Annotated in this window: 23 protein-coding genes and 2 pseudogenes; 13 read left to right on the forward strand and 12 right to left on the reverse strand. The window is 55.4% G+C overall.

Going from position 1 to position 23,710, the window contains the following annotated elements; translation table 11 throughout:
- Positions 1–33: 33 nt before the first annotated feature.
- The 5 genes from OA238_RS26805 to OA238_RS26825 all read right to left on the reverse strand — a co-directional run bounded on the left by OA238_RS26805 (position 34) and on the right by OA238_RS26825 (position 4,805).
- Positions 34–681 carry an ATP-binding cassette domain-containing protein gene (locus OA238_RS26805; protein ID WP_015497584.1) on the reverse strand — a complete coding sequence of 216 codons (648 nt, stop codon included), beginning with the start codon at positions 679–681 and terminating at the stop codon, positions 34–36.
- Positions 674–2,350, reverse strand: a complete 1,677-nt coding sequence (locus tag OA238_RS26810; RefSeq protein WP_015497585.1) for an ABC transporter permease — start codon at positions 2,348–2,350, stop codon at positions 674–676. Before OA238_RS26810 ends, OA238_RS26805 begins: the two co-directional genes overlap by 8 nt.
- 23 nt (positions 2,351–2,373) lie before the next feature.
- A complete protein-coding gene (locus OA238_RS26815; RefSeq protein ID WP_015497586.1) occupies positions 2,374–3,573 on the reverse strand; it encodes an ABC transporter substrate-binding protein in 1,200 nt (399 codons plus the stop codon).
- Positions 3,573–4,190 (reverse strand): CDP-alcohol phosphatidyltransferase family protein, encoded by a 618-nt coding sequence (locus tag OA238_RS26820; RefSeq protein ID WP_044037739.1) that lies wholly within the window; start codon positions 4,188–4,190, stop codon positions 3,573–3,575. Before OA238_RS26820 ends, OA238_RS26815 begins: the two co-directional genes overlap by 1 nt.
- A 147-nt stretch (positions 4,191–4,337) precedes the next feature.
- Positions 4,338–4,805 carry a c-type cytochrome gene (locus tag OA238_RS26825; protein ID WP_015497588.1) on the reverse strand — a complete coding sequence of 156 codons (468 nt, stop codon included), beginning with the start codon at positions 4,803–4,805 and terminating at the stop codon, positions 4,338–4,340.
- Positions 4,806–4,983: 178 nt separating this feature from the next.
- Here OA238_RS26825 and idi point away from each other — a divergent pair, with 178 nt between their 5' ends.
- Positions 4,984–5,565 carry an isopentenyl-diphosphate Delta-isomerase gene (gene idi / locus OA238_RS26830; RefSeq protein ID WP_015497589.1) on the forward strand — a complete coding sequence of 194 codons (582 nt, stop codon included), beginning with the start codon at positions 4,984–4,986 and terminating at the stop codon, positions 5,563–5,565.
- A gap of 72 nt (positions 5,566–5,637) precedes the next feature.
- Here idi and OA238_RS26835 read toward each other — a convergent pair whose 3' ends face one another.
- Together OA238_RS26835 and araD are read right to left on the reverse strand one after the other, a co-directional pair.
- The gene (locus tag OA238_RS26835; protein WP_015497590.1) at positions 5,638–6,558 is read right to left on the reverse strand and encodes a Gfo/Idh/MocA family protein; all 921 of its coding nucleotides are present in this window, start codon (positions 6,556–6,558) and stop codon (positions 5,638–5,640) included.
- Positions 6,558–8,300, reverse strand: coding sequence for an L-arabinonate dehydratase (araD, locus tag OA238_RS26840; RefSeq protein ID WP_015497591.1), 1,743 nt, complete (start codon positions 8,298–8,300; stop codon positions 6,558–6,560). The genes OA238_RS26835 and araD overlap by 1 nt, the downstream gene beginning before the upstream one ends.
- 275 nt (positions 8,301–8,575) lie before the next feature.
- Here araD and OA238_RS26845 point away from each other — a divergent pair, with 275 nt between their 5' ends.
- The 7 genes and pseudogenes from OA238_RS26845 (at position 8,576) to OA238_RS26875 (ending at position 14,300) form a co-directional block, all read left to right on the forward strand.
- Entirely contained in the window at positions 8,576–8,824 is a 249-nt protein-coding gene (locus OA238_RS26845) for a hypothetical protein (protein ID WP_044037741.1), read from the forward strand.
- Positions 8,825–8,870: 46 nt separating this feature from the next.
- Positions 8,871–9,847 (forward strand): annotated as a pseudogene (locus OA238_RS26850) (IS1595 family transposase).
- 107 nt (positions 9,848–9,954) lie between these two features.
- A complete protein-coding gene (locus OA238_RS26855) occupies positions 9,955–10,506 on the forward strand; it encodes a hypothetical protein (RefSeq protein ID WP_245581410.1) in 552 nt (183 codons plus the stop codon).
- Between the two features lie 65 nt (positions 10,507–10,571).
- A complete protein-coding gene (locus OA238_RS26860; RefSeq protein WP_015497593.1) occupies positions 10,572–11,639 on the forward strand; it encodes an IS630 family transposase in 1,068 nt (355 codons plus the stop codon).
- A 134-nt stretch (positions 11,640–11,773) separates the two neighbouring features.
- On the forward strand, positions 11,774–13,141 hold the full coding sequence (locus OA238_RS26865; RefSeq protein WP_015497594.1) for a tetratricopeptide repeat protein: 1,368 nt from the start codon (positions 11,774–11,776) through the stop codon (positions 13,139–13,141).
- The gene (locus OA238_RS26870) at positions 13,138–13,542 is read left to right on the forward strand and encodes a hypothetical protein (protein ID WP_015497595.1); all 405 of its coding nucleotides are present in this window, start codon (positions 13,138–13,140) and stop codon (positions 13,540–13,542) included. Before OA238_RS26865 ends, OA238_RS26870 begins: the two co-directional genes overlap by 4 nt.
- The gene (locus OA238_RS26875; RefSeq protein WP_015497596.1) at positions 13,539–14,300 is read left to right on the forward strand and encodes an FkbM family methyltransferase; all 762 of its coding nucleotides are present in this window, start codon (positions 13,539–13,541) and stop codon (positions 14,298–14,300) included. Before OA238_RS26870 ends, OA238_RS26875 begins: the two co-directional genes overlap by 4 nt.
- Positions 14,301–14,683: 383 nt before the next feature.
- Here the strand turns inward: OA238_RS26875 and OA238_RS26880 are convergent, their stop codons facing one another.
- Entirely contained in the window at positions 14,684–15,019 is a 336-nt protein-coding gene (locus tag OA238_RS26880; protein ID WP_015497597.1) for a hypothetical protein, read from the reverse strand.
- Positions 15,016–15,288 (reverse strand): rod-binding protein, encoded by a 273-nt coding sequence (locus OA238_RS26885; RefSeq protein WP_015497598.1) that lies wholly within the window; start codon positions 15,286–15,288, stop codon positions 15,016–15,018. The genes OA238_RS26880 and OA238_RS26885 overlap by 4 nt, the downstream gene beginning before the upstream one ends.
- A 111-nt stretch (positions 15,289–15,399) precedes the next feature.
- Between OA238_RS26885 and OA238_RS26890 the strand changes: the two genes are divergently transcribed.
- Positions 15,400–16,719, forward strand: coding sequence for a flagellar hook-length control protein FliK (locus OA238_RS26890; protein ID WP_015497599.1), 1,320 nt, complete (start codon positions 15,400–15,402; stop codon positions 16,717–16,719).
- 17 nt (positions 16,720–16,736) lie between these two features.
- Positions 16,737–17,399, forward strand: a complete 663-nt coding sequence (locus OA238_RS26895) for a flagellar hook capping FlgD N-terminal domain-containing protein (RefSeq protein ID WP_015497600.1) — start codon at positions 16,737–16,739, stop codon at positions 17,397–17,399.
- Between the two features lie 2 nt (positions 17,400–17,401).
- Here the strand turns inward: OA238_RS26895 and ubiB are convergent, their stop codons facing one another.
- Positions 17,402–18,934 carry a 2-polyprenylphenol 6-hydroxylase gene (gene ubiB / locus OA238_RS26900; protein WP_015497601.1) on the reverse strand — a complete coding sequence of 511 codons (1,533 nt, stop codon included), beginning with the start codon at positions 18,932–18,934 and terminating at the stop codon, positions 17,402–17,404.
- Position 18,935: 1 nt separating this feature from the next.
- Positions 18,936–19,682, reverse strand: a complete 747-nt coding sequence (ubiE, locus tag OA238_RS26905; protein WP_015497602.1) for a bifunctional demethylmenaquinone methyltransferase/2-methoxy-6-polyprenyl-1,4-benzoquinol methylase UbiE — start codon at positions 19,680–19,682, stop codon at positions 18,936–18,938.
- Positions 19,683–19,767: 85 nt separating this feature from the next.
- Here ubiE and mutM point away from each other — a divergent pair, with 85 nt between their 5' ends.
- Positions 19,768–20,619: a bifunctional DNA-formamidopyrimidine glycosylase/DNA-(apurinic or apyrimidinic site) lyase gene (mutM, locus tag OA238_RS26910; protein ID WP_015497603.1), complete on the forward strand. Its 852-nt coding sequence runs from the start codon at positions 19,768–19,770 to the stop codon at positions 20,617–20,619.
- A gap of 63 nt (positions 20,620–20,682) precedes the next feature.
- On the forward strand, positions 20,683–21,459 hold the full coding sequence (locus OA238_RS26915) for an enoyl-CoA hydratase (RefSeq protein ID WP_015497604.1): 777 nt from the start codon (positions 20,683–20,685) through the stop codon (positions 21,457–21,459).
- A 1-nt stretch (position 21,460) separates the two neighbouring features.
- On the opposite strand, the pseudogene OA238_RS26920 reads toward OA238_RS26915, so the two are convergent.
- Positions 21,461–22,776, reverse strand: a pseudogene (locus tag OA238_RS26920) (aminotransferase class I/II-fold pyridoxal phosphate-dependent enzyme).
- A 218-nt stretch (positions 22,777–22,994) separates the two neighbouring features.
- Here OA238_RS26920 and rpsT point away from each other — a divergent pair.
- A complete protein-coding gene (gene rpsT, locus OA238_RS26925) occupies positions 22,995–23,258 on the forward strand; it encodes a 30S ribosomal protein S20 (protein ID WP_044038886.1) in 264 nt (87 codons plus the stop codon).
- Positions 23,259–23,710 lie beyond the last annotated feature (452 nt).

The following is a 23,710-nucleotide window of genomic DNA, read 5'->3' on the forward strand; positions in this document are numbered from 1 at the left end:
CAAAGACGACATATAGCGGCCAGACTTGATCGCTTACCCCTTGGAAAGGCTCTCCAATTCAATAACTGCGCCACCCGCCGCCTGCGCATCTTCAATATCATGTGTGACCATCAATACCGGCAAGGCGCGTTCCTTGGCGGTCTGGAAAACCAAATCTCTGACTTGCGCGCGCAGGTCGGCGTCCAGACGGGAAAACGCTTCGTCGAGCAATAGCGCGCAAGGATTTGAAAGTAGCATTCGAACCAACGCGACCCGCGCTTTTTGGCCACCCGACAGGGTGGCAGGATCACGATCAGCAAAACCAGTCAGCCCGACGTCGCCGAGCGCATCTTCCACTTGCGCCCGCCGCGCAGCCTTGCCGCCACCAGGGGGCATCCCGAAGGCCAGATTTGCGCCCACCGACATATGCGGAAAGAGCAGATCGTCTTGAAACAGGATGCCGATACGACGCGCATGTGGTGGTTTTGTCGTGATATCAACACCGTCCAGCAGGACCTGCCCCATACCCGTAAATGTAGGTGCGAGAGTTCCGGTGATGTAGGCAAGCAGCGTCGACTTTCCAACACCAGACGGCCCCATGACGGTCAAAACCTCACCAGCGGCAACCGCATGATCGACCTCAATTAGTGGGATACCTGCACGCATGATGCACAGATTCCGCAGGATTAGACCCTTATTCATGCAATCCCCTCCGGTTACGCCAAAGTATAGTCGGAATAATCAGCGCCAGCGTAAACGGCACGAGTGCGGCCAACGTTTGCATTAAGCCATAAACGCCAATCGCGCGCCTGTCTCCCCCTGATGCAAGCGCGACGGCTTCAGTTGTCAGCGTCGAAACCCGACCCCCGCCAATCAGTAAAGTCGCGAGGTATTGACCAACTGAGACTGCAATGCCGACGGACGTCGCCGTCAGGATCGGGCGCAGCAACATCGGTACGCGCACCTGCCAGAAGACTGTCGAAGGTCGCGCACCAAGGGCGCTTGCAACTGTGGCATAGCGAATATCCCACGACCGCCAAGGGTCACCAAGTGAAAGGAAGACGTAGGGCAGCACAAACACCAAATGGGCGAAAATAACGGGCAAGCGGCCGACATCGGCGCCAAGATTGAGAAGAAGTGTCTGTAGTCCGGGTAGGAACGCTGTTTGCGGAACAAGGAGCGGCAGATACAACAGCCACAATCCGCGCCGCGTTAGGCCGCGCCCGCTCCGGTGTTCTGCTTCAAGACATCCAAGGACCAATGCCAGCGCAAGTAACACTGCGATACCTGCAACAAGAAAAGTTTCCCCCAAAGTAGCAATCGCATCGGGACCATGGCGGCCCCACGTGCGCAGTGTAAAGCTGTCTGGAAGAACGTTTGGAAAACTCCAAAACGCAGCAAAAGACCAGACAGCCAAACCTGCGAGGCCAAACAGAATCGTGAAGGCAGAAATAGATCCTAAACCAAGGGAGAAGGCCCGAATTGGCGTATCAAATTTCCCACGGCCGCCGGACATGATCCACCGATGACCAAGGCGCGCTACGATGCGTTCGCCGCACCACCACAAACCCAACGCACCAATGACGAGGGCAAGTTGTAACAACGCCGCTGCTGCCCCCGTAAGACGCATAGAAAGATCTGGGTCGCTCATCCATTTTACGATTTGCACAGAAAGGGTCGGTGGCGTGCTTGGGCCGAGGATAACAGCCACGTCTACGATGCTCATTGAATAGGCGATCACGACATAAACGGGCAAGCGGATTTGCGTGTAGACGCGCGGAAATACTGTTTTTAGCCAGCCCGTCAGTCGACCATAGCCGAGGGCCTGTGCCACAAGCAGCGATCTTCGCGGTTGCGCTTGACCCATTGCTGCGATCGTCATCAGCATCAAAAACGGGACCTCTTTAACGACCAGTCCAGCAATCATCGCAAGGCCAAGTGGGTCTTGCACGATGAGCAAGTCAGGCGGGCGGTCCCATCCTGTTAGCGCAGGTGAAAGCAATCGCGCCACCCAACCTGACGGCGCAATTAGGAAGGCAAGACCAAACGCAGCAGCCGCATGCGGCACCGACAGCAGCGGCGACAGCATCCGTTCCAACACGCTAAATGATCGGGTTCTGGACCAACTCGCAGTGATGAACACAACAATGGCGAGTGACACACTTGTCGCTATGAGACCCGACATAACTGAAAGTCGAACCGCCGCTCCGAGCCCAGCCCATCCGAACAAGTTTCGGAATGGGTCAAGGGACGGCCCCGTCAGACTCGCAGCCGGCAAATGTCCGAAGGCGGGCAGGGCTGTCCCCCAAAGGCCCGCTGCCACGGGCCCCAACATTGCAAGCAGTGTCAGTGCTGGAAGGAAACGAAGCATGATTGCGTTTTACAGACCCTGAATTATTGCCCAGTCCCGTAACGTTCTGCCCAATCATCTGCGATGCGCGTCATCCAGCTGGGATGCGGTTCCGCCTGAACAGAGCCTAATTCCACAGGTGACAGGGTCGCGACGCCCAGTTCCAGAGCGTCGAAAGCTTCGCGTTCATCGGCAGACAAAGCGTCCATATTCAAAACGGTGCCATAGCCGAGGATATTGGGGTCCTGCGCGCGGGCCTGTGCCTCCGGTGACATCAAGAAATTCGCCACAACCATCGCACCGGCCGCAGAGCCCGAATTGTAGGGAATCGCCACAAAGGAAGCATTGCCGATAGTGCCTTTATCCAGCACGAAAGTACGCACCGTATCGGGCAATTCGAAGTTCGTGATTGCGGTGGATGCGGCACCCGGGCTGAATGAAATCGACAGATCGAGCTCACCGTCAGCAATCAACGGGAACATTGCGGTGCCTGTCGCCGGATAGGCGCGGCCCATCCGCCAAAGATGCGGGGTCAATGCATCAAGGTATGCCCAAAGCGGAGCGGTCACTTCGCTGTAGTTTTCGTCTGTAGCTGGGGTTTGCAGCACCGAAAGGTCCTCGAGAATATCAACCAACGCCTGCTTTAGGAAGGTCGTGCCTAAGAAATCTGGTGGCTGCGGATAGCTGAACCGACCGGGGTTCGCCTGCGCCCATTCCAACAACTCCTCCATTGAGCCGAGCTCATCTGGCATCGTGGCGGTGTTTTGCACGAACACGACCTGCGCCATGGCCCAAGGCGATTCGTACCCCTCGATCGGCACCGTAAAATCGGTTTGAACTGTTTTGCCTTCAACATCCACGACAGCCCAGTTCGGCAGTTGTTCTGCATAAGGCCCAAACAGCAGATCAGCGTCTTTCATCGCCGCGAAATTTGACCCGTTGATCCAGATCATGTCGATCGCACCGTCGTCGTCCTCGCCCGCTTGTTTCTCGCTTAACACCCGCGTTACGGCGTCCGCCGTATCGGTCAGCTTCACATGCTCAAGCACGACACCGTAGTCTTCCAATACGCGATCCCCGACCCACGCCAGAAAGTCATTGGTCGTGGTCGATCCGCCCCACGCGTTCCAGTAAACGGTCTGGCCGTTGGCCTCAGCCGTCACAGCGTCCCAGTCCGACGGGTCCGGATTGGCAAGCGTGAAGGTGGGGGCGACAAGGGCTGCAATCAAAACGATATGTTTCATCAGTCTTCCTTAGGGGTGAATACGCGCTGGGCGGCGACAATACGAAGGGTTGCGGTGGCAAAGCAAAGAGCCCCAAAAATCCAAGCAAGCATCGAAAAGGATGCGGGGAACAGGCACAATAGCACGAAGAAGATGATGGTCTCGGTCCCCTCCAGCAATCCATTTGAAAAGTAGAGTGACTTGATACCTTGGGCCGACGTTTCCATGCCACGCTTTTCCGCAAGGATGGCATAGCCGAGGAAACTTGTACCGTTGAAATAAAAGCTCATCAGCAGGAATGCGCCAGCGATGGCGTTGTCAGTTGGGTCCATCAAAACAAACGCAAAGGGGATGGCGCCATAGAACAAAAAATCACAGGCGATATCGAGGTAGCCGCCAAAATCAGTTGTCTTTGATGCGCGTGCGACCGCGCCGTCCAGACCATCTGCGATGCGCGACGCGAGCAATGGGACCAGCGCCAGCAACGGCCAACCAACTGCGATAAACAACGCTCCCAACAAGCCAAGTGCCAGACCTGCAATCGTCACACCATCTGCCGTGACACCACGCGCCGCTAGGTTTCGCCCTAACGCGTTCAGTGATGGATCAATTAATTTTCGGGCGGCAGTGTCCAGCATAGGACCTCTCTGTGTTCGAGAGGTGTTGTGGCCTAAGCATCCGTTCCGCGCAATCGCACTGACACGAAAGTGACTCACGCGTTCAATCTGAAACGAAAAAAGGGCCACGCATCTGCGCAGCCCCTATTCTTCGAATTAAACTGGCCCTTAGTTTGACTCAGCTTCGGGCTCTTCACCTATTGCGCCGAATGTCGCGAGGTATGCATAGATGTCGACGGCGTCTTGCGCGTCACGGACACGGTAAGCCATTTTGCCCCGTGCGCGGTTGTCATCAAGCTCTGCGCGCAGCCATCCGGTTGGGTCTTGGACATATGCGACAAAGGCCGCTTCTGTCCAAGCTTGGCCCGCTTCCCCAAGTTCAACAATAGCATCGCCATAACGGAAATCTTCGATAACACCGAGTTGGCGGCCCGCGAGGTCATAAAGATTTGGTCCCGTGCTTGCATTGCGCCCGGCAAGAACTTCGCCATCTGCATCTGCAACAATGTGGCAAGCCACGCACTGACGGTCGAACTGTTGCTCGCCGGCGGCGGCATCACCAGTCGCGCTGTGGCCATCTGCGAAGGCGGGTGCGGCCAGAAGCGTAATCGCGGCGGCATAGATAAACTTGGACATAGGCATCTCCCTAGCGTCATATCTGAATACGGCGGTTGGCGCTTCGAGTCGAGAATTAGTCTTTAGGACTTAGTCGTCCAGCAGAATATCCACTAGGTGCCTGATATGCGATATCATGCCACGTGCAAGGCGTAGGCCGATAGGTCATATTGCCCAAAACGTCCAAGAGGTGCGAATTATGGCAGATCCTACACTCAATCTGCAGCAAGCAGGGGCACAAACGATAATGATTCCCGCTTGGGTGAACGGCGTGCTTGCGCCAATGGATAAGCTTGAGGTCCACCAGCTGGGAGTTCGCCACAAAGCGGTTTCGGTGTTTGTGATGGATGGCACGTCCGTCTTGATCCAACGGCGCGCGCTATCGAAATATCACACACCGGGCCTCTGGGCGAATACCTGTTGCACGCATCCGCACTGGAACGAAGACGCAGGCCTCTGTGCTGTGCGACGCCTTGAGGACGAGCTGGGGATCATCGGACTTCGCCCCATGTTTCGCGATCAGATTGAATATCGTGCGGACGTTGGCGGCGGTATGATTGAACACGAGGTTGTTGATCTATTTGTAGCCGCAGCAACGGCACAAACCCTACGTTTGGACCCTAATCCTGACGAAGTGGCGGATACTCGTTGGGTTGATATCTATGACCTCGCGGCCGAAGTCGCGCATAATCCTGAAACTTTTACGCCATGGCTGCGCATCTATTTGGCGGATCATCTCGATCTGGTTCTCACTGACCGCGACGAAGTACTGCCCGACTAGACACTAATTCAGCCGACTTTGGATTATGTTGTTTGGATTCGCGCGAACTGACCGAGGTTGTGAACGTCGTCGTTACCACTCAAATGCTGGCGCAGTTTCGCGGCGCCCAAGCGTCATGATATCGGACACATGCACCATCGGCGACAGGTCCACGTCAGATGTTCCGGTCCTTACGAGATGTGACATTCGGGCATAAAGTGCGGGGTATTCCCCAAGTTCTGACATCGTCTGTGCTATCCCATCGACACTGCAGCGATTGCCGCCTTCAAAAAGGTGAACTGTCGTGCCATCGGTTGCAACGAAACGCTGCTCCCACGTTTGTATGCCCTCTTTAAGCCAATCAAACGATGCGGTGATCCCGTCCGAAAACGTCATCTCAGCCCGAATAGGCGTCTGGCGGTTTGCAGGTGTATGCAGCACCGCGCTTTTAAGATGAACGGGTGTGGGCAGAACTTCTGTAAGGATCGAAAGCGCATTGATGCCAGGGTCCAGCACCCCCATGCCACCGGGATCAAACACCCAGTCCTGTTTGGGGTGCCACTGACGGACATTTTCTTTCCAATCGATATGGCCACTTTCGATCGTTTTACCTGCAAGCGCCGCTTTTGCCGCCTGCACACCCTTTGCCATGCGGCTGTGCCAAGTCGCGAACAGGGTCAAACCCGCATTCTGTGCCATCGCATCCAGCGCATAAACCTCAGCCAAGGTCGCACCGGGCGGTTTTTCGAGCATCACATGCCGACCAGCCCTTAAACACGCAGCTGCATATGCAAATCGGGGCACAGGCGGCAGGCACAAGCTGACCACCCCGATTTCGGGTCTTTCCGCCAACATAGTCTCTATATCTGTGTACGCAGGAACCCCGTCCACAGTTCCAGATCGGCTCACAGTGCCGGCGAGTTCCCAATCATCGGACGTCGCAATGGACGGGACATGTTGGTCGATGGCAATCTTTCCAATTCCGACCAATGCAACTTTGATCTTGTCAGCCATCAATGGGACTCCCGTGCCACATCATTGCCGCGACGACCGACGAGGAAATCGAAATCCGCCCCCTCATCCGCGCGGTTAACTTTGTCATGATATAACTGCGCATAGCCGCCTGCGGGGCGTGAAACTGGCGGGGTCCATTGCGCCAAACGCGCGGCCAGCTCATCGTCGGAAATATCAAGATGCAGGCGCCGCGATGGGACGTCGAGTTCCACCATATCGCCATTTTGAACGATCGCTAAAGGACCACCAGCAGCAGCCTCTGGGGCGACATGCAACACGACCGTCCCGTAGGCCGTGCCGGACATTCGCGCGTCAGAAATCCGCACCATATCGCGCACGCCAGCCTTCAAAAGTTTCGAAGGCAGCGCCATGTCACCGACTTCCGCCATGCCCGGATACCCCTTTGGTCCGCAGTTTTTTAGCACCATCACGCAGGTTTCATCGATATCCAGATCTTCAAGATCAACCTGGGCCTTGTAGTCATCAATGTCTTCAAACACGACCGCGCGCCCGCGATGCACCATCAAATCAGGCGATGCCGCAGAGGGTTTGAGGATCGCCCCGTTCGGGGCCAAGTTGCCGCGAAGGACAGCGATACCACCAGATTTCCGCAGCGCCTTTTCAGTGGGGACAATCACATCGTCATTCCAGTTCTGGACGTCCTTTACCTCGTCCCAAATGGACCCGCCGCTGACGGTGAGCGCATCTTTATGTAGCATCCCCATCTCACCCAGACGTTTGATCACGACAGGCAGGCCGCCAGCATAAAAGAATTCCTCCATCAGCCATTTGCCAGACGGCAGCAGGTTCACGATTGTTGGCACATCCTTGCCGCAGCGATCCCAATCTTCCAAGGACAGCGGCACTTCGCATCGTCCCGCCAGTGCTTGCAGATGCACCACCGCGTTGGTGGACCCTCCAATAGCGCCATTGGTGCGGATCGCGTTTTCAAAGGCATCCTTCGTCATGATATCGGATGGTTTCAGATTGTCTTTGACCATCTGAACAATGCGGCGCCCTGTTAGCTGGCTCATCATACGGCGGCGGCTGTCGACGGCAGGGATCGCGGCGTTGCCTGATAGTGCCATGCCCAACGCCTCAGCCATGCTCGCCATCGTGCTGGCCGTGCCCATCGTGTTACACCCGCCCGCACTGCGCGACATTGATGCTTCGGCCTCGACGAATTCGTCTTGCGTCATTTCACCAGCTTTGACGGCCTCATTAAACTTACGAATATGCGTACCGGACCCAACGCGTTCACCGCGGAAATGGCCGTTCAACATCGGCCCGCCAGAAACGACGATCGCGGGCAGATCGACAGACGCCGCGCCCATCAAAAGCGCTGGAGTGGTCTTGTCGCAGCCCGCCATTAGGACAACACCGTCTATCGGCTTGCCCCGCAGGGCTTCTTCGACGTCCATTGCACACAGGTTGCGAAACATCATCGCTGTCGGTCGCAGCGCGGATTCAGACGGGCTAAACACTGGAAATTCAACCGGAAAACCGCCCGCTTCCCAGACACCATTCTTAACTTTGTCGGCCAATTCGCGCAAATGTCCATTGCACGGAGTCAGATCAGACCACGTATTGCAGATACCAATGACAGGGCGACCGTCGAACAGATCGTCCGGATAGCCCTGATTCTTCATCCAGCCACGGTGATAGATCGCATCCTTGCCAGTGCCGCCAAACCACTCTTGCGACCGAAGCTTGCGTGGCCATTTGGCTGGATTAAAAGTCATAACGGTATCCTTGAATATGAAGTCCTAGGTTTCGCCCTTGCCCCACCAAAGTGCAAGGGCTGCACTGCTTGGATTCAAACCACTTCGGTGCAATCTCGCAGGTCGTAGCCTGAACGAAACACCACACGCTCGCCAGCGTTTCACTCAACCGGCCACAATTTCACCCGATCCGCGCTGTTTTGATGTCACGCGGGCCTGCCATTCCATCCAAGTCTTTTGACTTGCGGCGTAGATTACGATTCTATCCCCGAAATTGTTTAGTATTGGAGACGGCCATGCGACTGTCAGTAGCATTTGAGAACACCAAAGATACATCGAGCGGAAGCGGCCCCGTGCAAGTGGGTTGGTTCCTCAACGAAAAAAAGGGCGGGATCATTTATGACGCGCCTGAACGTGTGCGGTCTGTTGAAATGAACCGAGAACACGCAAAATCGGCGTCCCGATGCCCCGCTGTCATCAATATGGAGAGCCGGTATTTCATGGTGAAAGGCTTATCCCCTTTGCTCCGGCGGCACCTGATGTAGTGCGAAGCGGCTTGCCAATCTAGAATGTTCTGGTATTGTTCTTCCCATGCCAGCCAGATGGAAAAACGACAAACCCATGTCCCGCCCCGCGTTCGACGCCAGGTTTTCTGATGAGGAAGCGTGTTCGCATTATCTGGTGGAACATCGTTGGCCTGAGGGCTTCGTCTGTCCTTCCTGTGGCACCTGCAAGGGCTGGCCGTTAAAGCGAAATCGCGCGACTTGGGAATGTGCCGGTTGCGCACGGCAGACATCCGTGACGGCTGGCACGGTAATGCACAGCAGCCATTTGCCGTTGCGAATTTGGTTTCTTGCCGCGCACATCATCACCAGCCATTCCAACGGCATGTCAGCGCTGCAACTTCAGGCGCAACTTGGCCTTGGCAGCTACAAGACGGGTCGCCATCGTCGCTCGGACCGATGGCGCTTCTCGGCGACCTCCTCTTGCAAAAGCTGCGGCGGTCGATGGTCAACCCTGACCGCAACCCCCTGAAAGACCTTGTCGAAATCGATGAAACAGAGATGCCGTTCCGGTCCCGGCATGATCCCGAGGACCGGCCAAAGGGTGGGCGGAGCCCGGTTGGAAAGATGTTTGTCGTCTGTGCCGTCGAGTTATCAAGTGACGGACATCCGCGCCGTATCAGGATGAAACACATTCCCGACGGCGCGTCAAAGACGCTGCACGGGTTCATTGGTCAGGCTGTAGAGCCTGGCGCTCACATCATCACGGATGGCTGGCTCGGTTACGAAAATCCTCCTGCAAACACGCATGAGGCAAAGGTCGTCAGCGGCAAGAAGGCACACGACATACTCCACTGGGTCCACCGCGTGTTCTCCAACCTAAAAACGTGGGCAAAAGGCGTCTTCCACGGCCTCAGAAAGTGCCATCTACAACGCTATCTCGACGAATTCGTGTTCCGCTGGAACCGACGGCGACACATGCGAAGCGCCTTCGACACGCTGCTGGGGATCGGTGTTGGTCTCGGGCCAGCGACATATCGTGATTTTGTTGAACAGCGCGCCTGAAGGGCCTCGTTCACGGCAAAAGCCACGCCCTATAAACCCACCAGACGTTACAAACTGATCCGATCCGCCTCTAAAGCCACAAGGGCAAGATTCTGCGCCGCGTCAACATGTGGGGCAACCGGACTAAAAGGGATAAGCCTTTCATGGTGAAATGCCCGTTCGACATCCACATCGGTTTTGCGCGCGATGACAAAGGCAAGCCGGTTCTGCGCAATCTCGCCGGTACACAGTCCAGCATCAGGGCGAGCAAGCTTGGCGAAAAATTGCACCTCACATCTGAGGTCGAATGGCGCAACAAAGGGATCCCGACAATCCAGTTGACTCTGCCGTATGTCTTTATCGCAGACGAGCCGGTTTACATGAGCCAAGTCAGCCCGTTTATGCACTACACGAAGGACCCGTTGCCTGGCACGATTTTTGGGGGTCGCTTTCCGATCAATGTCTGGCCGCGCCCCTTAATGTGGGCATTTGAGTGGCATGAGCCAGACAAGCCCATCAAGATCAAACGTGGAGATCCGCTGTTTTACGCTGGGTTCGAGACACAATCCCCCGAAAGAAGCATCGTCGTGACTAAAACAGAAGTTACACCGGAACTCACCGAATATATGGATATGATTTCGGGGGCAGTGAACTATACTCCTGCGCCTGAATTGACCTGACGATTTTGGGCCTGCGATTCACTTCGTCGCATGGCCAAAGGCGGTTCAGTCTGTATTTTGAGTTTATGAGCAAGCAATACAAAACAGTCTCCTTATCCGACGAGCAGCGCATAGCACTTGAAGCGCTTTGCCGCCGCCGCAAAGTTGACGCCCTTGTTTGGAAACGGGCGCGCGCGTTTCTTCTTTTGGACGCAGGAGAAGACGCCGGAACGGTTTGCCGGATTTTGGATATTGGCCCGACAGTTTTGACGGAGTGGCGATTAGCCTTTGTCGGTGCGGGACTATCGTTTTTCGGTCTGAAGGACTACAGCCAGCGTCAGGGTCATTTGTCCGTCGTGCAAGAGCAGGCGGTGAGAGCCCATTTCACCGCGCAGCCTGCCCGCAATGCCGATGAGGTCTGTGCCTATGTTCTAGCCGAGTGCGACCAAAACTACAGCACGTCGGGAGCCGCCAAGCTGATGCGCCGCCTGGGGTTCGCGTATAAGAAACCACAATTGCTGCCTGCACAGGCCGATGAAGCCAAGCAGGCTGCGTTTATTGCCAAATATGAGGCCCTGATGAACGGGTTGGCCGCAGATGAGATGGTTGTCTTTTCGGACGCTGTCCACCCCGAACACCAGAGCCGCCCCGCCCATGGTTGGTTCCCCAAGGGACAAAAGACGGCCCTGAAGGCGACATCAGGGCGCAAGCGGCTCAACATTCAGGGCGCGCTTGACCTTGAGACTTTCCAGTTCACCTTTGTGGAAGGCGAGAAGATCAATGCCCAGACAACCCGACAGATGCTGGAAAAGTTGGAACGCAACAACCAAACCAAGACGGCCATCCACGTCTTTGTCGACAATGCCCGCTATCATCATGCCAAGATACTACAGCCATGGCTGGACAGCCCAGAACGTCGGGTGAAGTTGCATTTCTTGCCAGCATATGCCCCGCACCTCAACCCGATCGAGCGTCTTTGGGGTGTTATGCACAAATGGGTCACCCACAATCGGCACTATGCAACGTTCAACCAATTCACAGAGGCCATTTTCGACTTCTTCCGCAAGACCCTGCCAGAAAAATGGCCAGAGTTCCGCGACACCGTCACCGACAACTTCCGCGTCATATCGCTCAAGGAATACAAAGTGATTTGAGGGGAAAACCTCAGGTCAATTCAGGCGCGGGAGTATACGTGAATCAAACATTCTCGCTGTTTGAAGCCGCGGAAGACCGCAGACCCGAGACACTGCTCAAGCCGATTGCGCGCAACCGGAGCAAGGGTTGATACATGGCAATCGTTGAGCGGGTGGAACTGCGCATCAGTTCTGTAAGAGCCCATCAAGAAGGGCGACTGAGAGAGGCGCTTGATGGCTATACGCGCTACTTAGAGCGTTATCCGACTGATGCCGGCGTGTGGACAAATCTTGGGTCGCTTTATCGCACGATGGGGCGACACGAAATGGGCCGCACGGCCCAGATGCGCGCCTATGCCTTAGCGCCAGATGATAAGGGCATCATTAACAACTACTCGAACATCCTGTCGGATCTGGGCGACGACACACAGTCGATTGAATTGCGCAAAAAGTCCCTCGAAATTGATCCAAGCCATCTTATGCATCATGCGATGATCGGGCGATGCATGCGTGGAATGGGCGACTACAGTGCGGCAATAAAATACTTAACGCCAATGGCCAAGAAATTTCCCGAAGAGCCGGAAATTCGGCTGCAACTGGCGTTCGCGCAGCTTGGGGCTGGTCACTATGGTCCCGCGTTTCGAACCTATGATGCGCGCTGGGCGACGGATGAATTGGGCGCTCCCGATGTGCCGTTCACGAGATGGGAAGACGGGATGTCGGTTGATGGCAAAACGTTACTGATCCTGCCGGAACAGGGTTTTGGCGACATGATCCTTCTGTTGCGGTTCATCCCTTCTATCAGGGCCCTTGGTGCAAAAATTAGGCTTGTCGCCAAGAAGCCCCTCCTGCGCCTTCTGGAAGGTATTGATGGGATCGAATGGATCGGAACCGGCGCAGCACGTGAGGATCCGGTCGACTTTTGGCTCAGTCTGATGGACCTGCCCAAACTGGTATTTGGTCCGGCTGAAAATGGCGTTGCGCCTGAACCGACCAAATTGAAAATACCGGACGATTCTACTGACCGTGCAAAAACGATCACGGCCCAGCACCGCGAGAAGTGCAAAGTTGGCGTCGTTTGGTCGGGGTCTTCGACCTACAAAGGCAACGTATTCCGCTCGTTCACGCATCGTGAATTTTTACCTATGGCGAATGTTCCCAACGTTCAGCTGTTCTCCCTCTATAAGGGCCCGTTCTTGGATGCCTTCCACAAGGACGGCAGTGCGGCGTTGATCATAGATGCAGCTGGCACGGACCGCGATTTCGCCGATTGCGCGGCAACCATGCGTGAGATGGATTTGATTATCACATCCGACACTGCCACAGCACATATTGCTGGATCGCTTGGTATTCCCGTCTGGGTGATGCTTCATTGGGATGCGTTTTGGGTGTATCGGCATACGGGCGATACAACGCAGTGGTATCCGTCGATGCGACTGTTCCGACAGAATAAACCGCAAGACTGGACATCGGTGTTTGACGCGGCGCACGCTGCATTGATTGAAAAGGTAGGTGGCGCATGATTGAACATATTCTAATCCCGACAGCACCGGGAGAACTGATTGATAAACTTACGATCCTGCGCCTGAAAGAGGAACGGATGACTGACCCCGCAAAGGTCGCGAATGTTCAGATTGAAATGGCAGCACTGAGTAAGACAGCTGATTCACATATCCCGCCCAGCGTCGAATTGACTGTTCTGTGGGAAGAACTTTATGCGATTAACGGCGATCTTTGGGTGATCGAAGATGACATCCGCGACTGTGAAGACGCCAAGAATTTTGGCGAAGATTTTATCCGCCTTGCCCGCGCCGTCTATATCACCAACGACCGCCGTGCGGACGTGAAGAAAAAGATTAACCTGCTGCTGGGATCGACTCTCACTGAGGAAAAATCCTACGCCGACCATGGAGCCGAAACATGACTGAAAACGTTGCCGAAGCCCGCCGCCTGCTGCGCAAAGAAGCCGGAAAGCTGCAAAAAGCATTGGAGAGCAACCGCTCCCGGACGCGCGGCCCGCTTGTGCGGCGCTTTCACGAAGTGCGCCAGATGCTGTCGCCGCTTTATGCTTACACGTCACAAGCTGGTCAGGACTTTGTCATTGACCAGATCATGAAGAATAAGCGCGAAGGCACATTCCTCGATGTGGGCGGCTTTGACGGTGTAACAGGGTCTAATACGTTCTTTTTGGAAACCAACCGTGGTTGGACGGGTGCTTTAGTCGAACCTGTGAACGCCCAATTGGTAAAGGCTGCTGTTTTTCGAACATGCCCCTGCATTGGTGTCGCGATTGCCCCGACCGAAGGTGAGGCGGATTTCATCGAAATCAGCGAAGGTTTCACCCAGATGAGCGGGCTTGCAGGCACTTATGAAGACAAACTTCTAAAGCGGGTGCGCAGCGACAAACGCCACCGCGAGACTTTCATAAAAGTGCAGACAAAGACGCTGTCGAGCATAATTGAATATGCTGAAATTCCCGATCCTGACTTCATCTCCCTCGACATCGAAGGTGGTGAGATCGCGTGCCTTAAGACGTTCCCGTTCAAGGACCACGACGTCAAAGCATGGGCGATCGAGAATAATACCGGCACGACCGAAATCAGGGACATCATGACTAAAAATGGATACGATTTAATTGAATTTTGCGGTCCTGATGAGTTGTATTTTAAGCAACCAAAGTAGCGCCAATCCAATCTGTTAAGCCGCTCTTCATGTCCCACCTGCTAACAACGTCGTGGGTGAGAAAAATGGAGTGGTCATGAATGACAGAGCAAATGCGCCAGTCATAATAATCAAACGCAAAAAAGTGGTTGCTGGTGGTGGACATCACTGAGGCGCTTGGAAAGTAGCCATGTTTTATGATCCCATAGTTGGGGGCGCATTTTGCGCCAAGTTTTCAAGAACCAATCCCCATGAGAAGGAGATTGGAAGGGACGTCATTCTGACGGATGTCTGATCGACCTCGGATCAGCGCCACCAAACTCGGGTGCAACCCCACCATGCCAACTGGGACCTAACGAGGCCTTAACGACCGCACTGTAAATCTGTGGCTTTTGAGTCCAATTTTAGAAGCGTCGTTCGGTACCGCGTTTCGGTTGCGAAATCTGGGTCGCCTTACCGGAAGAATCGTAGCTGGACAGCGTCGTGCGCGCCGCCCGTTGCTGGTTCAAGGTTGTCAGGATAGTGCCAACGCCCTCTCTGGCTGTGGCGAACAATGTGCTGTTGCGAGCGAGCGCGGATGCCAATAATCGCAACTCTGCGGCGCCTGCGCCTTCAAACTGCGTGGCAAGGACCTCCTTTTGGGGAATCAACGCCCCGACAGTTTCGAAATCACCCTTCAAGAGCGCTGCCCGCTCGACCTCAAGAAGATGGGTCAACTGGCCTATTGCGCGCGTCGTCATCGGGATTTTGCAATCATGGCATCAAACATCGATTGCGCCAGACCAATGCCACCGGCCTGTGTCATCTGTTTGGCTTGCTCATCCCGCAGGAACGATGCGAACTGATCCTCACCCGCGCCACCGCCAAATTCCTCCGGCGTTTCGCCGATCCCCGCCGACTTCAACATCTCTGACAAAAACGCCGCCTCAAGCGATTGCGCAACTGCCATCAGTTGATCCTCACGCGTGGCGGTGGGTGCGCCTGCGGATTGGGTTGGTTGTATTTCCATGCTGAAGACTCCGATGCGGGCAATTTTTCTGATGTTTAAGCGTCAGCGGTAAAGATTGAGTAAGTATCTGCGCGGTAAAGACAGCCCAATCGCACTTGATCGGAGAAACCGATGACTCAAATGGACACGTTGTTGACTGCCAAGGCGCAGCCGTCGTCGCCGTTACACCGCAAACCGGACATCGATGCCCAAATCGACAAAGCGACATATTTCTCGCAGATCTGGTCCGTTCAGGCTGACGACGCAGTCGCAAAGGATGCGGCGCAGTCCCTGATCCGCGATGTGTTGCCGGACGCCGACGCCGCTAAAACAGCCATCGCGGCGCCACCAGAAAATACTCTGACACCGATTCCACAGCTACATTCCAAAAGTGACGTCCTGGCGTGGCAAGTCACTGGACCTGCCACGCCAGAAATGGGCACCGTCGCCGTCCCGATTAAAACTATAGAATCAAACACAATGCCAAATGCTGCCCTTGCTGACGCGTCAAACATTGAAGTTTCGGGCGCGCAAAACCACGCGGCTCTGAAAGCTGCACCCGAAAATGTGGTGCAACAGGCACAAACAAGGCACCTGAACCCTCAACCGCCCGTGCCCCAAACGGATCCCCACGTCGCGCGATCCAGCCGCGAGGGTGGAAGCAAGACCACAGAAAAACCGACCGAACCTGAACAAATAAAAGCCACGCCGCCCAACATGCCGCAACCACCTTTGGCAGGCACACCTCAGGTCAACGCGCCACAGCTTCCGAACCTGCAGCGCGCATTGCCCCCTGTCGATGAAAAAACACCAATCGCCGCACCAGAAACCCGCCAAAATGCGCCCCAAACATTATGGAGCGTCGCCGCACCGTCACCACGCGACCCGATAGCGAAACCCATCCCGTCCCCAATTCCAATCGCACCCATCTTGGCAAAGCTGGCAACGCCCGACCCTGCCATTTTAGGGGATGAACCACTCGGCCCGGACCTCGGCGCGCCTCCCGGTTCACAAAGCAGTGTGACGACGACGGCGGCCGCGACTTCCACTTTGCAGCGGAGCTACGCCCCGCACGTCGCCCACCAAATCGCGACAGCAATTGTTCAAACGTCCGGGGCCACCACCGAGATCGCCTTAAACCCAGAAGAACTGGGCCGTGTGCGCATTTCGGTAACGGCTGGTGACACCGGTCTGACCGTCGCGATCATCGCCGAACGTCCTGAAACCGTGGATCTCATGCGCCGCAACATCGACCTCCTAACGCGAGAGCTACGCGAAATGGGCTACGAAAATCCGACTTTCACATTCAGCGATCAATCCGGTGACGCAGATCAAGATCAGGGGAATGGCGAGGAGCAATCGGGCGTGGCGTCGGATCCTTCGACCGCCGATGAACACCCCCAGACCAGCATTCGCGTCGCCCTTTCAGGCGGCCTCGACCTTAAACTATAATGGAGCAGCAAATCCCCATGGAACTCACTCAAGCCCTCACACCGGTGTCGCAACCCGCCTTTTCGCCACAAGCCGAACCCTCGGAAACTGTCATCAGCTCCAATTTTGAGACATTTCTAAAGATGCTTACGGTGCAAATGGAAAATCAGGATCCGCTGAACCCTACGGATTCATCAGAATACGCCCAGCAACTGGCAACGTTTTCGGGGGTCGAACAGGCGGTGCTGACAAACGACCTTTTGTCGGCATTGATGGTGCAAATGAATACGACAGGCATGGCTCAGATGGCCGATTGGGTTGGTAAAGAAGCCCGCGCGATAGTCCCCGGTCATTTTGACGGCAGTCCGATCACCATCGCGCCAAACCCGGCCGCCATTGCCGACAAAGTGGAATTGGTCGTGTCTGATCCGCAAGGCAATGAGGTTCAGCGCTACGACATTCCTAATTCGGCCGACCCAATTGAATGGGCCGGAACCCAAAGCGACGGCACCCCGTTGCCTTCGGGCCTTTACCATTTTCAGGTCGTAAGCTCGGCCAATGGTGTGCCGGTTCTAGCTGAAACCGCAGCTACCTACGCCCGCGTGCAAGAGGTACGCAGCGAAAATGGCCAATCCGTTCTCGTTCTTAATGGGGGTGTATCCGTGCTCGCGTCTGATGTCAGTGCATTGCGCGAAGGTTGATTTCAACCAATGATCGACAGTCCGACGGCCGCAGAAATTGCGACGCCGGCGCCCAACATCGCCCAGCCGAATGCGGGCCAGTAACTGCGACGTGGCGGGGCTGCAGGTTCTTCGCCGAGCCGTATCAACGCGGCTTCTGCCAAGGCGGGCAGGCGCGGCCCGAATCGCGCCAAAACGCGCGCCGTCTTCGCTAAATCACGTGCAATGGCGCGCGGCCCGATACTATCCTTGATGTAGTCTTCGACCACAGGTTTCGCCGCATCCCATATGTTCATGCGATGATCAAACGTGCGCGCGACGCCTTCGACAACAACCATCGTGCGTTGCAACAGGATCAGTTCGGTCCGTGTTTCCATGCCGAATCGCTCCGTCACTTCAAACAAATAGGACAACAATCGCGCCATCGAAATTTGCTCTGCGTTCATGCCAAAGATCGGTTCACCTACGGCGCGCAGCGCGCGGGCAAATTCGTTCACATCACGGTCCGCAGGCACATACCCGGCCTCAAAATGCACTTCAGCTACACGGGTGTAATCGCGCCGGATAAATCCAAACAAAATCTCGGCATAAACACGCCGCGTGTATTCATCCAAATGCCCCATGATCCCAAAATCATAGGCAATAATATCGCCGTTTGGCGCTATCTTAAGGTTGCCGTGGTGCATGTCTGCGTGGAAAAAACCGTCGCGCAAGGCGTGGTTCAAAAACAACTGGATTACGCGGCTCGACAGTTCCGTCAGATCGTGTCCTGCGTCGGCAATCGCATCGACGTCTGCGGCATTGATCCCTTCGGCCCAATCCAGCGTCATAACGCGACGCGCCGAAAGGCCCCAACGCACGCGCGGTAAAGTGAAACCCTTGTCCTGCGCCGTATTATCCGCAAATTCTGACGCGGACGCGCTTTCAAGCCGCAGGTCGAGCTCGCTCAAGACGACGCCTTCAAAATGCTCAATCACATCCAACGGGCGCAATCGGCGCGACGACGGCGAAAACCTGTCAAACACCCATGCGGCCAGATAAAACGCGTCGATGTCCTTTTGAAATGCCCGTTCAATGCCGGGCCGCAACACCTTCACGGCGACGAATTCGCCATCCGAAACCAAACGCGCTTTGTGAACCTGCGCGATAGACGCAGCCGCCACAGGATCTGAAAATTCGCTGAACACCGAATCGATTGAAACGCCCAATTCCTTTTCGACCTCGGCCTTGGCCACGTCGACGGGGAAGGGCGGTAACTTGTCTTGCAAGACCCGCAACTGCATCGCCAGTTCCGCGCCAACCACGTCCGGTCGCGTCGACAAAACCTGTCCGAATTTGATGTACGCCGGTCCCAACGCGTGCAGGGCCCGCGTTAGGGGCGGCAGGTTTGCATCGCCCTTTAACCCAAGCCCTTGAAACGGCCAAACCAAGCCGCGCAAAGCCATCCGTGCCACGGTGGGGGTTTCAGCGGCATCTAAAATCACCGTCATTGCGCCTGTGCGTTCCAGCGTTGCGCCAGTGCGGATCAACCGCCAAATATTGTGCGGACCACGCATGTTACAGCTTCCAACCGGAATGCAGACACGCGATGCCAAGGCTCAGATTACGGAACTTCGCATTGTCGAAACCCGCGTCCTTGATCATGCCAAGGAACGTATCTTGATCTGGAAACTTCCGAATAGATTCAACTAGATATTGGTAACTATCGCGGTCACCCGTGATCAGTTTTCCCATCGCAGGGATCGCATTGAACGAATAAACATCATACATTTTTTGCAGCATCTCATTGGGGATCTGGCTGAATTCCAGCACCATCAATCGCCCACCCGGTTTCAACACGCGGTACGCCTCGGCCAATGCTTCTTGCGGGCGCGTGACGTTGCGAATGCCAAAGCTGATTGTGTAAACGTCGAACGTGTTGTCCTCGAACGGCAGCGCCATCGCGTCGCCCACAATCCAGTCCAGCGAATCTTCCAATTGCGCCGCCTCAGCCCGCTTACGTCCTTCGATCAACATCGGTTCCGTCAGGTCCAACACCGTCGCATGACCGACTTTGGCGCGTTTCAAGAACCGGAACGCCACATCGCCTGTACCACCCGCCACATCCAAAAGCTTTTGCCCTGAACGCGGCGCCAGCCAATCCATCATCGCATCTTTCCAGATGCGGTGGATGCCAAGGCTCATCGCGTCGTTCATCACGTCATACTTGCTGGCAACGCTTGAAAACACACCGCGCACGAGGCCTGCTTTGTCGCCCTCAGGCACGGTTTCAAAACCGAAATGGGTCGTGCGATCATCTGTCATGTTATGGCCCCTTGCGCAGCTTAATTGGCAGTTATAGCGTCCCACCTTCAGATACAAATAGCCAAATCAGCGCGGGGGACGATGGATGCCCGAATTGCCAGAAGTCGAAACCGTCCGCGCGGGCCTTGTCCCGTCTATGCAAGGGCACGTCATTACCCGTGCCGAGGTCAACCGCCCAGACCTGCGCTGGCCCTTTCCCGATGACATGGCGCAGCGACTGACGGGGGCGACCGTCACGGCGCTTCGCAGGCGATCAAAATACATTCTTGCTGATCTAAGTACGGGTGAAACCCTCATTATTCATCTGGGCATGTCGGGCCGAATGACGGTGTCCGGTGATCCGCTTGGCCAGTTCCACCATGACCATCCCGCCCCTGCAAAACACGATCATGTGGTGTTTCACATGGGCAATGGCGCGCGCGTGACGTTCAATGATCCACGGCGGTTCGGCGCGATGGACCTCGCCAAGACCGACGCATTGAACGATCACTGGCTGATCAAACCCATTGGTCCCGAACCTTTGGGCAATGGATTTAACGAGGCGTATTTGGTTAAAGCCTTCGCCGCAAAGAACACGCCCGTCAAAACAGCCCTTCTTGATCAACGCCTTATCGCGGGCTTGGGCAATATCTACGTTTGCGAAGTCCTGTTTCGCGCCCACATCGATCCGACGCGAAAGGCGAAAGACCTGTCCAAGAAACAAATCGCGTCGCTTGTGCCTATCGTGCGCGATGTCCTGAACAAAGCGATCGCAGCTGGTGGCTCATCGCTCAAGGACTACCGCCAAGCAGATGGCGAACTTGGCTATTTTCAAAAGGCATTTCAGGCCTACGACCGCGCGGGCCACCCCTGCCAAACCCCCGAATGCACCGGATCAATCGCCCGCATCGTGCAGTCGGGACGATCAACTTTCTATTGCCCCAAATGTCAAAGATAGCTTGCCCTTGCGCCACGCTTTGGTAACCCTGAAAGATCATGAACGAGTGCGGAGCAAACACAAATGGCCTACGAAACTATCATTGTTGAAATCGCCGAAGGCGTCGCACTGATTACGCTAAACCGCCCCGATGCCCTCAACGCCTTGAATTCGCAGCTTTTGCGTGAACTCGCTACGGCCGTTGAAAAGGCCGATGCGTCTGACAAAGTGCGCTGTATCGTGCTGACCGGATCAGACAAAGCCTTTGCTGCCGGTGCCGATATTAAAGAAATGGCGGACAAAACCTTCGTCGAAATGTATCGCGAGAACTTTTTTGGTGCCGAAACCGACCGCTTTATCAAGACCCGAAAGCCGATCATCGCCGCTGTGTCCGGCTATGTTCTTGGGGGTGGGTGCGAACTGGCGATGATGTGCGATTTTATCATTGCGTCCGATACCGCGAAATTCGGCCAGCCGGAAATCAACCTTGGCGTCATGGCTGGTCTTGGTGGCACGCAGCGGTTGACGCGGTTTGTCGGCAAGTCCAAATCGATGGAAATGCACCTGACTGGACGTTTCATGAATGCCGAAGAGGCGGAACGATCCGGCTTAGTTAGTCGCGTCGTGCCGGTCAAAAAGCTCAAAGAAGAAGTGATGAGCGCGGCCAACAAGATCGCCGAAAAATCACTTCTCGCGACGATGGCCGTCAAAGACGCCGTAAATTGCGCCTATGAAACGACAATGGCCGAAGGTATCAACTACGAACGCCGCCTGTTTCAATCGCTTTTTGCGACAGAAGATCAAACCGAAGGCATGGCGTCCTACATTGAAAAACGCGAACCGCAATTTCGCGACAAGTAAGTCAGTTCATATAATGCAGCGTATCAAACGTCCCGCGCCAGTCCCGCACGCGCGGGGCCATCGCAGACGGGTTATTGCTGCTTAGGGCCTCGGCAATCAAATCTGCCATCCGATCAACATGCTGCACATCTACTCCCCAACGCACCAATTCCGGTGTGCCAATCCGCAGCCCATTCATATCGCCAGCGACACCCTCAATCGGCAGCCCGATCCCACAGGCCAAAAATCCGGCCTTGCGCAACTGCTTTGACGCGGCCTGACCACCACCATAGGCCGCAGCGCGAATTGCAAACTGGTGGCTCGATGTCGCCCCATGCGCGGTTTCAAACACTGGAACCCCGCGGGTTTTCAAGGCTGCGGCCAACCCTTGTGCCACGTCGATCATCTTGCGCGCATAGGCTTGTCCATGCTTGCGCCAATCCAACATCGTCACCGCCATTGCAGCAGATTTCGCGGCATCAAAATTCGCCGTCATCCCGGGGAATGCAATTGCGTCAAACCTCTCGGCCATTTCTGCATCATTGGTCACGATCAGCCCCCCGCTGGCCCGCCAAGGCTTTTGTAGGTCGACATCGTCATGAAATGCGCGCCCTCCGCCAAGGGGTCACGCCACGCCTTACCTGCAATAATCCCACATTGGTGCGCAGCGTCGAACATTACTTTCGCACCCACAGCGTCCGCAACGGCCCTAATCTGAGCCACGGGATGTTCATACAGGTTCAAACTTGCGCCGACGGTAATCAGTTTCGGCTTCTCTGCCTTGGCCAAAGCCAGCAGCGCTTCTGCATCTATGGTGTATCCGTCCGCCAGCACTGGCGCCTCTACGGTCCGCAACCCGAATAGCCCCGCACAGCCCGCCAAATGATGCGTCACATGTCCGCCCAACGATGCGGGGGGCGCGATGATGGTATCGCCCGCTTTGCAGGTCGCCATGAACCCATATAAGTTGGCAATCGCACCGGATGGCACGCGGATTTCGGCGAACTTTGCGTCAAATACATCAGCGCACAACTGCGCTGCGATGACCTCGATCTCTTCGATCGCCTCCAACCCCATTTCGTATTTGTCACCTGGATACCCGAGCGATGGGCGTGACCCCAAACCAGACGCCAGCATCGCTTCGGCCTTGGGGTTCATCACATTCGTCGCAGGGTTCAGATTGAAACACGCGGCTTCATGAATGTCGCGATTTTCGCCAACCAGCGCCTCCAGACGATCCATAATCACGTCCGACGCCGCCCCTGACGTGCGTCCAGCAATGTCTTGCACCCGCGCTTCGCAGTCTGTGGGCACCCAGCCCCGTGTTGTTAACGTCATGTGAACTCCTGTGGTTTTCGCCACCCTGACGCGCCATAACCACCATTGCAAAAGGTTGTTTGCAAAACGCCACCACCCTGCCTATACGCAGCTTTGAAATGCGCGTGTTGCCCGCTTAGGCACGAATCAATCCGGTTCAGTGAACACTTTGTTCAAACTCCCGGTGGGTCACGTTCGTTATGAAATTTGAACAAACGAACCCGAAAGAGACTGATTACATGGCAAATACTCCACAAGCTAAAAAACGCGCACGTCAGAACGAAGCCCGCTTTCAAGTCAACAAAGCCCGCCGTTCGCGCATCCGTACCTTCCTGCGCAAAGCTGAAGAAGCAATTGCGTCTGGCGAAAAGGACGCAGCGACTGCTGCCCTTCGCGCCCTTCAGCCTGAATTGATGCGCGGCGTCTCTAAGGGTGTTTTCCACAAGAACACAGCGGCTCGTAAGATGTCCCGCCTAAGCTCGCGGGTCAAAGCGATCGCCTAATTTCAGCAACGGCTGATTCTTTATTATTTTGAATTAAAGGCGATCCAATCGGGTCGCCTTTTTCGTTGGCCGGTCTCATTTCTGCTCCCGCGTGTGCTACTTTTCCTTTCGTTTCAAAGGCGCGTGAGATTCGTTTCAACGCGATCGCTGTCAAGGACATCTTGTTGTTGAAATTGCGGACCTGAAAGGGCTAGTTTTGCTGAGCGATTCAATTCGTTCCTGGGGGAACGTGGGACAATCAAACAAGGACTGCGACCGAATCTACACAACCGTAGATCGTGGCAAATCGGCTTTAGCCGATCTTTGTTTGGTACTTTGGCGGCCGCATGGGTTGGGGAACCTAGCGTTACGTCAAAAGGGCTCACGCTATCTGCGATGCCAACTGGTTGAGGGAAACACCCTCAGATCATTTGGACCAAGGCATCAGTTTTAAGAGACCGCCGTCACAAAGT

The sequence above is a fragment of the Octadecabacter arcticus 238 genome, assembly GCF_000155735.2.
In the GTDB taxonomy this organism is placed as follows: domain Bacteria; phylum Pseudomonadota; class Alphaproteobacteria; order Rhodobacterales; family Rhodobacteraceae; genus Octadecabacter; species Octadecabacter arcticus.

What these genes read in the sequence shown, in the direction of transcription:
- OA238_RS26820 (WP_044037739.1), bottom strand. Translation starts at nt 4,190, where the DNA reads ATGCTGGACACTGCCGCCCGAAAATTAATTGATCCATCACTGAACGCG.
- rpsT (WP_044038886.1), top strand. Translation starts at nt 22,995, where the DNA reads ATGGCAAATACTCCACAAGCTAAAAAACGCGCACGTCAGAACGAAGCC.
- araD (WP_015497591.1), bottom strand. Translation starts at nt 8,300, where the DNA reads ATGACTTTTAATCCAGCCAAATGGCCACGCAAGCTTCGGTCGCAAGAG.
- OA238_RS26865 (WP_015497594.1), top strand. Translation starts at nt 11,774, where the DNA reads ATGGCAATCGTTGAGCGGGTGGAACTGCGCATCAGTTCTGTAAGAGCC.
- OA238_RS26845 (WP_044037741.1), top strand. Translation starts at nt 8,576, where the DNA reads ATGCGACTGTCAGTAGCATTTGAGAACACCAAAGATACATCGAGCGGA.
- OA238_RS26825 (WP_015497588.1), bottom strand. Translation starts at nt 4,805, where the DNA reads ATGTCCAAGTTTATCTATGCCGCCGCGATTACGCTTCTGGCCGCACCC.
- OA238_RS26915 (WP_015497604.1), top strand. Translation starts at nt 20,683, where the DNA reads ATGGCCTACGAAACTATCATTGTTGAAATCGCCGAAGGCGTCGCACTG.
- mutM (WP_015497603.1), top strand. Translation starts at nt 19,768, where the DNA reads ATGCCCGAATTGCCAGAAGTCGAAACCGTCCGCGCGGGCCTTGTCCCG.
- OA238_RS26860 (WP_015497593.1), top strand. Translation starts at nt 10,572, where the DNA reads ATGAGCAAGCAATACAAAACAGTCTCCTTATCCGACGAGCAGCGCATA.
- ubiE (WP_015497602.1), bottom strand. Translation starts at nt 19,682, where the DNA reads ATGACAGATGATCGCACGACCCATTTCGGTTTTGAAACCGTGCCTGAG.
- OA238_RS26815 (WP_015497586.1), bottom strand. Translation starts at nt 3,573, where the DNA reads ATGAAACATATCGTTTTGATTGCAGCCCTTGTCGCCCCCACCTTCACG.
- OA238_RS26890 (WP_015497599.1), top strand. Translation starts at nt 15,400, where the DNA reads ATGACTCAAATGGACACGTTGTTGACTGCCAAGGCGCAGCCGTCGTCG.
- OA238_RS26885 (WP_015497598.1), bottom strand. Translation starts at nt 15,288, where the DNA reads ATGGAAATACAACCAACCCAATCCGCAGGCGCACCCACCGCCACGCGT.
- OA238_RS26835 (WP_015497590.1), bottom strand. Translation starts at nt 6,558, where the DNA reads ATGGCTGACAAGATCAAAGTTGCATTGGTCGGAATTGGAAAGATTGCC.
- OA238_RS26880 (WP_015497597.1), bottom strand. Translation starts at nt 15,019, where the DNA reads ATGACGACGCGCGCAATAGGCCAGTTGACCCATCTTCTTGAGGTCGAG.
- ubiB (WP_015497601.1), bottom strand. Translation starts at nt 18,934, where the DNA reads ATGCGTGGTCCGCACAATATTTGGCGGTTGATCCGCACTGGCGCAACG.
- OA238_RS26810 (WP_015497585.1), bottom strand. Translation starts at nt 2,350, where the DNA reads ATGCTTCGTTTCCTTCCAGCACTGACACTGCTTGCAATGTTGGGGCCC.
- OA238_RS26875 (WP_015497596.1), top strand. Translation starts at nt 13,539, where the DNA reads ATGACTGAAAACGTTGCCGAAGCCCGCCGCCTGCTGCGCAAAGAAGCC.
- OA238_RS26895 (WP_015497600.1), top strand. Translation starts at nt 16,737, where the DNA reads ATGGAACTCACTCAAGCCCTCACACCGGTGTCGCAACCCGCCTTTTCG.
- OA238_RS26805 (WP_015497584.1), bottom strand. Translation starts at nt 681, where the DNA reads ATGAATAAGGGTCTAATCCTGCGGAATCTGTGCATCATGCGTGCAGGT.
- OA238_RS26870 (WP_015497595.1), top strand. Translation starts at nt 13,138, where the DNA reads ATGATTGAACATATTCTAATCCCGACAGCACCGGGAGAACTGATTGAT.
- idi (WP_015497589.1), top strand. Translation starts at nt 4,984, where the DNA reads ATGGCAGATCCTACACTCAATCTGCAGCAAGCAGGGGCACAAACGATA.
- OA238_RS26855 (WP_245581410.1), top strand. Translation starts at nt 9,955, where the DNA reads ATGTGGGGCAACCGGACTAAAAGGGATAAGCCTTTCATGGTGAAATGC.